Annotated in this window: 9 protein-coding genes; 2 read left to right on the forward strand and 7 right to left on the reverse strand. The window is 56.7% G+C overall.

Annotation, left to right across the window (positions count from 1 at the left end):
- Positions 1 to 11: 11 nt before the first annotated feature.
- The 7 genes from HBN79_RS15425 to HBN79_RS15455 all read right to left on the reverse strand — a co-directional run bounded on the left by HBN79_RS15425 (position 12) and on the right by HBN79_RS15455 (position 5,554).
- Positions 12 to 593, reverse strand: a complete 582-nt coding sequence (locus HBN79_RS15425) for a DJ-1/PfpI family protein (protein WP_153399469.1) — start codon at positions 591 to 593, stop codon at positions 12 to 14.
- Positions 594 to 708: 115 nt separating this feature from the next.
- Positions 709 to 1,926 (reverse strand): SAM-dependent methyltransferase, encoded by a 1,218-nt coding sequence (locus tag HBN79_RS15430; RefSeq protein WP_095038648.1) that lies wholly within the window; start codon positions 1,924 to 1,926, stop codon positions 709 to 711.
- Positions 1,927 to 2,351: 425 nt separating this feature from the next.
- Complete coding sequence (locus HBN79_RS15435) at positions 2,352 to 2,876, reverse strand: hypothetical protein (RefSeq protein ID WP_153399472.1); 525 nt, start codon at positions 2,874 to 2,876, stop codon at positions 2,352 to 2,354.
- Between the two features lie 86 nt (positions 2,877 to 2,962).
- Entirely contained in the window at positions 2,963 to 3,154 is a 192-nt protein-coding gene (locus HBN79_RS15440) for a LuxR C-terminal-related transcriptional regulator (RefSeq protein ID WP_153399474.1), read from the reverse strand.
- Between the two features lie 256 nt (positions 3,155 to 3,410).
- A complete protein-coding gene (locus tag HBN79_RS15445) occupies positions 3,411 to 4,025 on the reverse strand; it encodes a TPM domain-containing protein (protein WP_095001813.1) in 615 nt (204 codons plus the stop codon).
- Between the two features lie 26 nt (positions 4,026 to 4,051).
- Entirely contained in the window at positions 4,052 to 4,792 is a 741-nt protein-coding gene (locus HBN79_RS15450) for a YgcG family protein (protein WP_095022961.1), read from the reverse strand.
- Between the two features lie 153 nt (positions 4,793 to 4,945).
- Positions 4,946 to 5,554, reverse strand: a complete 609-nt coding sequence (locus HBN79_RS15455; protein ID WP_095001815.1) for a LemA family protein — start codon at positions 5,552 to 5,554, stop codon at positions 4,946 to 4,948.
- 243 nt (positions 5,555 to 5,797) lie between these two features.
- Here HBN79_RS15455 and bglX point away from each other — a divergent pair, with 243 nt between their 5' ends.
- Together bglX and HBN79_RS15465 are read left to right on the forward strand one after the other, a co-directional pair.
- Positions 5,798 to 8,089: a beta-glucosidase BglX gene (bglX, locus tag HBN79_RS15460; protein WP_130872071.1), complete on the forward strand. Its 2,292-nt coding sequence runs from the start codon at positions 5,798 to 5,800 to the stop codon at positions 8,087 to 8,089.
- 693 nt (positions 8,090 to 8,782) lie between these two features.
- Positions 8,783 to 11,656: a ribonucleoside-diphosphate reductase subunit alpha gene (locus tag HBN79_RS15465; protein ID WP_095001817.1), complete on the forward strand. Its 2,874-nt coding sequence runs from the start codon at positions 8,783 to 8,785 to the stop codon at positions 11,654 to 11,656.
- The last annotated feature ends 420 nt before the right edge of the window (positions 11,657 to 12,076 follow it).

Consider the following 12,076-nt stretch of genomic DNA (forward strand, 5'->3'; position numbering starts at 1 on the left):
ACGCCCTCTGCCTACAAAGTGATTTTGGTACCCAGCAAACCCAGGAATGCCGCCAGCCACGCCGGATGTGCCGGCCACGCAGGGGCTGTGGCCAGGTTGCCTTGCACATGGGCCTTGGTCACATCGATATCGATATAAGTCCCCCCCGCCAGCCGCACTTCCGGCGCACACGCCGGGTAAGCACTGCACTCACGGCCTTCCAGCGTGCCCGCAGCGGCCAGCAGTTGCGCACCATGGCACACTGCTGCAATTGGCTTGGCCGCCTTGTCGAAGTCACGCACTAGGTCCAGCACCTTTTCGTTCAGACGCAGGTATTCCGGCGCACGACCGCCCGGCACCAGCAGTGCGTCGTAATCGCTGGCTTTCACCTTGTCAAAGTCGAAATTCAGGGCAAACAAGTGCCCGGGCTTTTCGCTGTAAGTCTGGTCGCCTTCGAAGTCGTGGATGGCAGTGCGTACGGTCTGGCCTGCGGTTTTTCCCGGGCATACCGCATGAACCTGATGGCCGACCATCAACAGTGCCTGAAACGGCACCATCACTTCATAGTCTTCGACGTAATCGCCAACCAGCATCAGAATTTTTTTCGCTGCCATGGTGCGTGCTCCTGTGGGGTAAGACCTTGGGCCAGTAAGAGTAGCCAAGGTAACCCCTGAGCGCGCGGGCGGGTAATAGCCATGTACTACGTTCCCGCCAGAGCTGCTTACAGGCTTACTTCAGCAAACCGTCTGCCTGAAGCAGGGTTTCGAGGCAGTGTTCCTGAATGTTGTAGAACGCCTTGAGTTCCTGGATTTTCACCAACAACTGCGCTGGATCGGAAGGTCCGGCACGTTTGACCGCGAGGATCATCTTGTTTTTATTGGTATGTTCCAGCGAGATAAACTCGAACACCTTGGTGTCATAGCCGCAGGCTTCGAGGTACAGCGCGCGCAGGCTGTCGGTGACCATTTCGGCCTGCTGGCCCAGGTGCAGGCCGTATTGCAGCATCGGCTTGAGCAGCGCCGGGCTCTGGATTTGCAGGCGGATCTGTTTATGACAGCACGGCGAGCACATGATGATTGCCGCCCCGGAGCGAATGCCCATATGAATGGCGTAGTCGGTGGCAATATCACAGGCATGCAGGGCGATCATCACATCGATCGGGGTGGGTGCAAAACTGCGCACATCGCCGTGCTGGAAGGTCAGGCCCGGGTGCTCCAGACGCTGGGCGGCGTTATTGCACAGCGTGACCATGTCTTCACGCAGCTCAACCCCGGTCACCAGGCCTTCGGCTTGCAGGCTGTGACGCAGGTAATCGTGAATGGCAAACGTCAGGTAACCCTTGCCCGAACCGAAATCCACCACCTTGACCGGCTGATCGAGCTTGAGCGGTGAGCTGCTCAGGGCGTGGGAAAACACCTCGATAAACTTGTTGATCTGCTTCCACTTGCGCGACATCGCCGGGATCAGTTCTTGCTGCTTGTTGGTGACACCCAGATCCGCCAGAAACGGCCGGGTCAGGTCCAGAAAGCGATTTTTCTCACGATTGTGCTCAGCCGACGGCACTTCGCGCTCTTGCTGGCTTTTGCCTTTGAACAGAGAGCTTTTACCCTTTTTGCTGTATTCAAGCTGCACTTCGTCGGTCAGGGTCAGCAGGTGGGCATTTTTGAACGCTTCGGGCAGCAGACCGGCAATGATCGCCACGCCTTCGTCCAGCGGGAAATTCTTGGTGATATCGCGGGTTTTATAGCGATATACAAAGGACAGGCAAGGCTGCTCCTTGACTGTTACCTGCTTGATGATCACCCGCTGCAATTCAGCCTCGGGGCCCACGTATTTGGCCAGCACCAGCTTGATAAAGGAATTCTGGGCCAGACCGGTTTCCAGCAGGTTCAAAAATTGCGCACGATGATCCGGCACAGACGCGGCGGTGGTAGCAGTCACTGACATTGAAAAAGGTGCCTCGGGGGTGCAGGAGGGAAAATCAGAAAACGAATGGCAGGTATTTTAGGCGTGTTGGGCGCTCAGGGCACGGGGTAATTTCATACGGGCACGGACAGTGGCGGGTATGCAGACCTTGCCAACAATTATAAATGGTTTGTGATGTGAAAAATAATTGCAGCTCATATGAGTAGAACAGTAAGAATGCCGGCCGGCGCTCATTACAAAACACACCAATCGTTAAACCGGGATATACTATATTGTCTCGATGAATGATCGTATCTTGACCGAACATCTGTCCGCCCGCACAAGCGCCTAACACAGCAATTTTAAAATCATGCAATACCAGAATTCGCTCCAACACACGGGTTAAAAAACTCCAAGGCTTATTCCCCCTCAACTCCTCAAGGCGTGACTGAACTAGCGAGCGACCCTTACCTACAATAATACCGATTCCAAATACCACACCTGAACATGAAAAAACCGCAATAACTTAAAGCCAGGCACGACAACACAATCGCAAGGTAATTACCACCATTGTTATATCGCACCCACCACTCAATCTGCTTACGACTCACCATCAATCGAAGTTCATCATCATACACAGCCCATACAAATTCACTCTCACCACTAGCATCTACAGCCACCCACAACTTTTTATGCTTCCGAACATCCAACAACCTTGCATCCTCACTGGAGAACTCAACCCTGTACTTATAACCCCCTTCATCTTGCCCCACAGTAAAATACAAAAAAGCTGACGACTTCGACCGATCCAAAGGATGGGTAACATATGCGCTGCGCAGCACCAACTTTTTCGGTTCCGGCGGCACTTCCACCCTCGCATCCCACATCATCACACCAAGCCCCAGCATAAACAGGCAACTCAACGCCATCACAACCAAATCCACACGGGTCGCCACATAATCAAGCGGTATATACAAAGACAGCTTTTTCATCCTCACCTCTTGCGCACTTGATCTAAAAATAAACTTCAACACCTGACATAGCAACCCTACCGATGTAGGGGGCCCGCAAGCCCATATTAACCTTCACCCATACGGCCAATCTCCACTACTAACTCCATACGACTTCCGACACTGTACTTGCGCAGCAATGAAGACACATGATCCCGTACCGTAAAACCACTAATACGCAACTGTTGCGCTATCTTCTTGTTCGTGCGCCCCTGCAAAAGCAAATCAAGCACTTCTTTCTCCCTGTGCGCAAGCTTCAATCCTTTTCTCCCAAACTATTTAATTTCTCACGGAAAAGCACCCTACAAAAACGCTCAAACACAACCTAGCCATCATTCAAAAAAATGACAACACAGTTTTTCACAACAATGAAAATTATAATCAGAAGAAATTTATATCGCGACCCAGCAAGAACTTACTTACGGGCAGACAAGAATAAAACCATAAAGATAACTTTACAAAAGCCCGACACTTCTCATCAAAGTGTCGGAAACATCAAAGCCACTAAGAAAATGATTACAACATCACCAACCGATTCGGCAGTTGGTTGCGCGCTTGGGTTTTGGGTATGTGCTGTGCGAGCACTTCAGCGCAGGCATCGATGCAAGTGATAAAACCTTCTGCCGTATGCCCCAACGCCACGCGGCGTACGAAATCGCTGACGATAGTGCCCCAGTCACTGTCGTCCAGATGGCGGGATATCCCTTCATCCACCAGTATTTCGACATAACGTTCAGCTTCACTGACAAAAATCAGTACACCCGTGCGCCCAGCAGTGTGGTGCAGTTTTTGTTCGAGAAACTGGCGCCGGGCCAGGTTACTCGCACGCCAATGCCTCACACGGGGCGGAATCAGGCGAGTGGTGATGGCCGGGATGCGAAAGATCAGGCTAAGAAAGACAAAGCTGGCCCATTGCAGCATCAGCAGAGTGTAAGTCGCCAGGCCGCTGTTCAAGAAGTGCACCACGGCCGGCAGCACCAAGGCAATCAGGCTGGCCCATAGCAAGGGGATGTAGCTGTAATCATCGGCACGGGGAGCCAGCACGGTGACGATTTCGGCGTCGGTGTGCTGTTCGGCACGGGTGACCGCGTCTTCGACCTGCCGTTGTTGCTCGGGGGTTAATAAAGCCATAAGTCTCGTACTCGTTAAAAAGTGAATTACCAGCCACCAGAGGCTCCGCCGCCGCCGAAGCTGCCACCACCGCCGCGAAAACCGCCACCACCGCCTCCGCCGAACCCGCCACCGCCAAAACCACCGGAGCGCGAACCGCCACTGCCACCCGAATTGCAGATGCCATAGAACTGACAGGCGGCAACCACCAGTACAAACAGGATAAATAGCAGCATCACCCCCCCGGGGTGCTCGGCCATAAAGTCGCTGCCGTCACCCTGGCTGCTGGCGTAGGCCGGTTCGGCCAGAGGCGTGCCGCCCAATACTTGCAGGATGGCACCCACACCGTCGCTGATACCTTGGTTGTAGTCCCCGGTTTTAAAGGCCGGGGTGATGATCTGGTTGATAATCACCGAGGCCTGGGCATCGGTGAGGCGATCCTCAAGGCCATAGCCGACCTCGATGCGCAACTTGCGGTCGTCGCGGGCCACGATCAGCAAGGCGCCGTTATTTTTGTCCTTTTGCCCGATACCCCAGGCACGGCCCAGTTGGTAGCCGTAGTCTTCGATGGGCATGCCCTGCAGGTCAGGCACGGTGACCACCACCACTTGCTCGCCGGTGGCCTTTTCGTGAGCCTGCAGGCTTTGCGTCAATTGCTCGCGGGTGGCGGGCGTGAGCATTTGCCCCTCGTCCACTACCCGCCCGCTGAGCGCGGGAAAGGTCAGCGCCTGGGCCGTGGCTATAAATAGCCACAGCAACAGGCCCAACCCCAGTCTTGATACGCGCATCGCTACCTCGAACGTTTGTTATCCATTATAGGAGCGGGCTTGCTCGCGATACATGCGGCGCGGTCTGTCAGGCAAATCGCGTTGATTCCATCGCGAGCAAGCCCGCTCCCACAACAAGCTCGCTCCCACAGGGGGGGGAACGGTATAAGGCCGTTAAAACTTCACTTCCGGCGCTTTGTCGGCGTCCGGGGTGGTGGCTTCGAATGTGGAGCGCACCGGCAGGTCGCTGTACATCACCGCATGCCACAAACGCCCCGGGAAGGTGCGGATCTCGGTGTTGTAGCGTTCAACCGCGAGGATAAAGTCGCGCCGCGCCACGCTGATGCGGTTTTCCGTGCCTTCTAGCTGTGATTGCAACGCCAGAAAGTTCTGGTTGGATTTAAGGTCAGGGTAGCGCTCGGACACCACCATCAACCGGCTCAAAGCTCCGGTCAGCTGGTTCTGCGCGTCCTGGAACTGCTTGAGTTTTTCCGGGTTGTTCAGCGTGCTGGCATCAACCTGGATCGAGGTGGCCTTGGCCCGCGCTTCAATCACCGCGGTCAGGGTGGCCTGCTCCTGCTTGGCTGCACCCTTGACCGTTTCGACCAGATTGGGGATCAAGTCAGAACGACGCTGATACTGGTTCTGCACCTGGGACCAGGCCGCCTTGACCTGCTCGTCGAGGGTGGGAATGGTGTTGATCCCGCACCCCGCCAGCAGACTGCTCAAGGCCAGAAGGGCGAGGGCTTTCCAGCCCGCTGCTTTAAAACTTTGTATGCCCATGCTTGCAACGCTCCGAAATAACAACATTGGGTTTATTGACCACACACCACGCCTAATAACTCCCGGCAATACTGGATTGCTCGCGGCGAATCAGCTAAAAGACTGCCTGCCATGCAGGAATACTCCGTTCTAAAGGTAGGTCAAATCTTTGATTCGAGTACTCCTGATACCTCCCCAGAACAATATCGCTGCACGAGCGTGGGTCTCCCTCGCTTCAAGTGAGCGGCTGCGCAGAAGAATCCAATGAGAAATATGTGTTTGCTGGGCATCGTCATCAGCCTGGCCAGTCACACCGCCTGGGCTCAAACCCCGGCCGCCCCGCTCCCCCCCAAAGACGTGTTCGTCGCTGAGCTGCTGAAAAAGATGAGCGTCGATGAAAAGATCGGCCAACTGCGCCTCATCAGTATCGGCCCGGAAATGCCCCGCGAGATGATCCGCAAGGAAATCGCTGCGGGCCGCATCGGCGGTACGTTCAACTCCATCAGCCGCGACGAAAACCGCCCGATGCAAGACGCCGCCATGCGCAGTCGCCTGCAGATTCCGATGTTTTTCGCGTACGACGTGATCCACGGCCACCGAACGATTTTCCCGATCAGCCTGGCCCTGGCCTCCAGCTGGGACATGGACGCCATCGGCCTGAGCGGCCGCATCGCCGCCAGGGAAGCCAGCGCCGACAGTATCGACCTGACCTTCGCGCCGATGGTCGACATCGCCCGTGACCCGCGCTGGGGCCGTACCTCCGAGGGCTTTGGCGAAGACACCTACCTGGTCTCGCGCATCGCCAAGGTGATGGTGCAGGCCTATCAGGGCGCATCCCCTGCCCTGCCCGGCAATATCATGGCCAGCGTCAAGCACTTTGCCCTGTATGGCGCGGTAGAAGGCGGCCGGGACTACAACACTGTGGACATGAGCCCGACACGCATGTTTCAGGACTATCTGCCGCCTTACCACGCCGCCATTGAGGCAGGCGCGGGCAGCGTGATGGTGGCCCTTAACTCGATCAATGGCGTGCCGGCTACTTCAAACATGTGGCTGATGCAGGATTTGCTGCGCAAGGACTGGGGCTTCAAAGGTGTGGCAGTCAGCGACCACGGCGCGATTAACGAGCTGATCAAACACGGCGTGGCCAAGGACAGCCGCGAGGCCGCCAAGCTGGCGATCAAGGCCGGTATCGACATGAGCATGAACGACAAGGCCTACGGTGAAGAACTGCCGGGCTTGCTCAAGTCTGGTGAAGTGCCGCAAAGCGATCTGGACAATGCTGTACGCGAGGTGCTGGGGGCCAAGTACGACATGGGCCTGTTTGCCGACCCGTACCTGCGTATCGGCAAGGCCGAAGATGACCCGGCCGACACCAAGGCCGACAGCCGCCTGCATCGTGCCGAAGCCCGTGAAGTGGCACGCAAGAGCCTGGTATTGCTGAAAAACCAGAACGATACCCTGCCCCTCAACAAGCAGGCGCGCATTGCCCTGGTGGGCCCGCTGGCCAAAGCGCCGATCGATATTATGGGCAGCTGGGCCGCAGCCGGTCAGCCTGCGCAATCGGTGACCGTATTTGACGGCATGCGCAATGCCATCGCCCAACAGGACAACCTGATCTACGCCCGTGGTGCCAATATCACGGACGATCAAAGCGTCGTCGACTACCTCAACTTCCTCAACTTTGATGCACCCGAAGTGGTCAACGACCCGCGCCCGGCGCAGGTCATGATCGACGAAGCCGTCAAGGCTGCGCAGCAGGCCGACGTGGTGGTTGCTGTGGTAGGTGAGTCGCGGGGCATGTCCCACGAGTCGTCGAGCCGCACCAATCTGGACATTCCTGCCAGCCAGCGCGCCCTGATTACGGCCCTCAAAGCCACCGGCAAGCCGTTGGTGCTGGTATTGATGAACGGCCGCCCGTTGTCGATCGATGTGCAACAGCAGCAGGCCGATGCCGTGCTGGAAACCTGGTTCAGCGGCACTGAAGGCGGCAACGCCATTGCCGACGTGCTATTTGGCGACTACAACCCCTCCGGCAAGTTGCCGATCACTTTCCCACGCTCCGTTGGCCAGATCCCGACCTACTACAGCCATCTGAGCATTGGCCGTCCCTTCACGCCGGGCAAACCGGGCAACTACACCTCGCAGTACTTTGATGAGGGCAACAGCCCGCTGTACCCGTTTGGCTATGGTTTGAGCTACACCGACTTCAGCCTTTCAGATGTCCGCCTGTCGGCCAAAACCCTGAAGCCGGGCGCAACCCTGACGGCCAGCGTCACCGTAACAAACACCGGCAAGCGTGCTGGCGAAACGGTGGTTCAGCTGTATATCCAGGACGTTACTGCGTCCATGAGCCGAGCGGTTAAAGAGCTGAAGAACTTCGAGAAGGTCATGCTCAACCCCGGCGAGCAGAAAGTCGTGCAGTTCACCCTCAGCGAGAACGACCTGAAGTTCTACAACGCGCAGTTACAGCATGTCGCCGAACCTGGCGAATTCAACGTACAAATTGGCCTGGACTCGCAAAACGTCCAGCAAAACAGCTTCCAGTTGCAGTAATTTCGCGTAATTGCCGGGAAGGCTCCACGCCGCCTTCCCGGCCCTTCCCCGCAACAATCCGTGCTTGACCTTTCCTATCTTTGCACCCGCCTGAAAATGCGTTCGGACAGCGCTGTTTTTTGTGGTAGGGTTCGCGCCCTCAAAATCCGGCACACAGGATTTGTCCCGGCTAAATCCGGTGACAAACGGCTAAATGCCGGTGCAGTGCGGCCTACGTGGATCTCCAAGCTTTCACACACAATTTACACACAGGGTTATCCACAGGCAGTACGTTGCACAACCCCTATAAAACGCATATCTTGTATCAGCTTCGCCAAAAAACCCCATATGTAGGGTTTTAGGCCAAAAACCCAACACAACTCAGACGAGAATTTCAAGCCCTTTTCTCGCGCCTGTCGGGTTAAATCAAACGCAGCTTTCAAAGTCCAAACCGCTTATGCGGATGGCAACCGTTTTCCAGCCAAAAGGTCGGAAAGCGGCCCGGGTGTTGCAGTAAAAATACTGTCATCCAACAGGAATACGGTTTCACGCGGTCTGCGTGAATCAAGACTTCGGCACGGAAGCGGCTTAACCCCCCTTCTGTACGTCCCGAAGTTGTTATGCCCGGTTCATTACCGGTTGTAGTGCTTCAGGACGGAACGGTGGGCACCCAAAAGGCGCCCAAACAAACATAGAGAATGTGGAGACACCCCCATGCAAACCGATACAACTCGCGAGAACTCGCAGGGTACCGATTCAAATCTGGATCTGTCTGCGACCGCGCCAGGCCAGCTGCGCGTGATCAAACGTAACGGGGCTGTGGTTCCTTACACCGATGACAAGATCACCGTTGCCATCACCAAGGCGTTTCTCGCAGTTGAAGGCGGCAATGCTGCCGCTTCGTCGCGCATTCACGACACCGTTGCGCGCCTGACCGAACAGGTCACCGCAACTTTCAAGCGTCGCATGCCATCGGGTGGCACCATCCACATCGAAGAAATCCAGGACCAGGTAGAACTGGCCCTGATGCGCGCCGGCGAGCAAAAAGTGGCCCGCGACTATGTGATCTACCGTGACGCACGCTCCAAGGAACGCGCCAACCGCGCACCGGCCGAAGACGCCGTGCAGGCTCACCCGTCGATCCGCATCACCCGTGCCGACGGCACCTTCGCCCCTCTGGACATGGGTCGCCTGAACACCATCGTTTCCGAGGCCTGCGAAGGTCTGGAAGAAGTGGACGGCGAGCTGATCCAGCGCGAAACCCTGAAAAACCTCTACGACGGCGTAGCGCTGAGCGACGTCAACACCGCCCTGGTGATGACCGCCCGCACCCTGGTAGAGCGTGAGCCGAACTACTCGTTCGTGACCGCCCGCCTGCTGATGGACACCCTGCGTGCCGAAGGCCTGAGCTTCCTGAAAGTAGCTGACAGCGCCACCCACCACGAGATGGCTGACCTGTACGCCAAGGCCCTGCCTGCCTACATCGCCAAGGGTATCGAGTTCGACCTGCTGAACCCGGTGCTGGCCACCTTCGACCTGGAAAAACTGGGCAAGGCGATCAACCACGAGCGCGATCAGCAGTTCACCTACCTGGGCCTGCAAACCCTGTACGACCGTTACTTCATCCACCACGATGGCGTACGTTTCGAACTGCCGCAGATCTTCTTCATGCGCGTGGCCATGGGCCTGGCGATCGAAGAGAAGCAAAAAGAAGACCGTGCCATCGAGTTCTACAACCTGTTGTCGTCTTTCGACTACATGGCCTCGACACCGACCCTGTTCAACGCCGGTACCCAGCGTCCGCAGCTGTCCAGCTGCTACCTGACTACCGTGCCGGACGACCTGTCGGGCATCTACCACGCGATCCACGACAACGCCATGTTGTCCAAATTCGCCGGTGGCCTGGGCAACGACTGGACTCCGGTACGTGCTTTGGGTTCGTGGATCAAGGGCACCAACGGCAAATCCCAGGGCGTTGTACCGTTCCTGAAAGTGGTGAACGACACCGCTGTAGCCGTTAACCAGGGTGGCAAGCGCAAAGGCGCTGTATGTGCCTACCTGGAAACCTGGCACATGGACATCGAAGAGTTCATCGAGCTGCGCAAGAACACCGGTGATGACCGTCGTCGTACCCACGACATGAACACCGCCAACTGGATCCCTGACCTGTTCATGAAGCGCGTCTTCGATGACGGCCCGTGGACCCTGTTCTCGCCGTCCGAAGTACCGGATCTGCACGACCTGACCGGCAAGGCCTTCGAAGAGCGCTACGAGTACTACGAAGCACTGTCCCAGTACCCGGGCAAGATCAAGCTGTTCAAGACCATCCAGGCCAAAGACCTGTGGCGCAAAATGCTGTCCATGCTGTTTGAAACCGGCCACCCTTGGCTGACCTTCAAAGACCCGTGCAACCTGCGCAGCCCGCAGCAGCACGTGGGCGTGGTTCACAGCTCGAACCTGTGCACCGAAATCACCTTGAACACCAACAAGGACGAAATCGCGGTTTGCAACCTGGGCTCGATCAACCTGCCGAACCACATCGTCAACGGCAAGCTGGACACTGACAAGCTCAAGCGCACCATCGACGTCGCCGTTCGCATGCTCGATAACGTGATCGACATCAACTACTACTCGGTACCGCAAGCGCGCAACTCGAACTTCAAGCACCGTCCGGTTGGTCTGGGGATCATGGGCTTCCAGGACGCCCTGTACCTGCAGCACATTCCTTACGCTTCGCAAGCCGCCGTGGAATTTGCCGACAAGTCGATGGAAGCGGTCAGCTACTACGCGATCCAGGCGTCCTGCGACCTGGCTGACGAGCGTGGCGCTTACGAGACATTCCAGGGTTCGCTGTGGTCCAAAGGCATCCTGCCGCTGGATTCGCAACAGATTCTGATCGAGCAGCGCGGCCAGAAGTACATTGACGTTGACCTGAACGAATCCCTGGACTGGGCACCGGTTCGCGCCCGTGTACAAAAAGGCATTCGCAACTCCAACATCATGGCCATCGCACCGACCGCCACCATCGCCAACATCACCGGCGTATCGCAGTCGATCGAACCGACCTACCAGAACCTGTATGTGAAATCGAACCTGTCGGGCGAATTCACCGTGATCAACCCGTACCTGGTTCGCGATCTCAAGGCCCGCGATCTGTGGGACTCGGTCATGATCAACGACCTGAAGTACTACGACGGTTCCGTGCAGCAGATCGAACGCATCCCGCAAGAGCTCAAAGAGCTGTATGCCACTGCGTTCGAAGTGGACACCAAGTGGATTGTTGACGCCGCCAGCCGTCGTCAGAAGTGGATCGACCAGGCGCAGTCGCTGAACCTGTACATCGCTGGCGCTTCGGGCAAGAAGCTGGACGTGACCTACCGCATGGCCTGGTACCGTGGTCTGAAAACCACCTACTACCTCCGTGCCCTGGCTGCGACCAGCACCGAGAAGTCCACCGTCAACACCGGCAAGCTCAACGCAGTATCGAGCGGCAAAAACAGTGAAGACGTTGCCGCGGCCCCAGCCGGCCCGGCACCGGTGCCAAAGGCTTGCGCCATTGACGAGCCGGATTGCGAAGCTTGCCAATAACCTGAGCAGGCAGGCGGGTCAAACCGCCTGACCCAAAACCCCCGTTAAACCCTGGCAACAGTTGGGTTTAACGGGGGTTTTGTTTTGCAGAGCGGACAACAATTTTCTAAAGAAATTGAACGCGCGCCTACCTTTCTCAGATATCAACGCTCTCGCAAGCGTATCCACGAGTACTGAAACGTTTTCTCCTCAGCCCGGTGCGTTCGTCTCCTGAAACTACCCCAGTCATGCCCAGCACAATACGTGCATATTTGTGCCGTCTGTACTTGCTCCCGCCCTACCCCCGAAGCCTCTAGGCTCTGTACGTAAACCCAAGAAATACGATTTTCTGTAAAATACACCGCCATTAAAGCCAGGAGGCCAAGATGGCAAAGCGGTATGAACTCCCCGACGCAGCCTGGGATCTGGTTGCAGATATCT

Origin of the sequence: Pseudomonas sp. WS 5051 (assembly GCF_012985715.1) — a bacterium.
Taxonomy (GTDB): Bacteria; Pseudomonadota; Gammaproteobacteria; order Pseudomonadales; family Pseudomonadaceae; genus Aquipseudomonas; species Aquipseudomonas bubulae.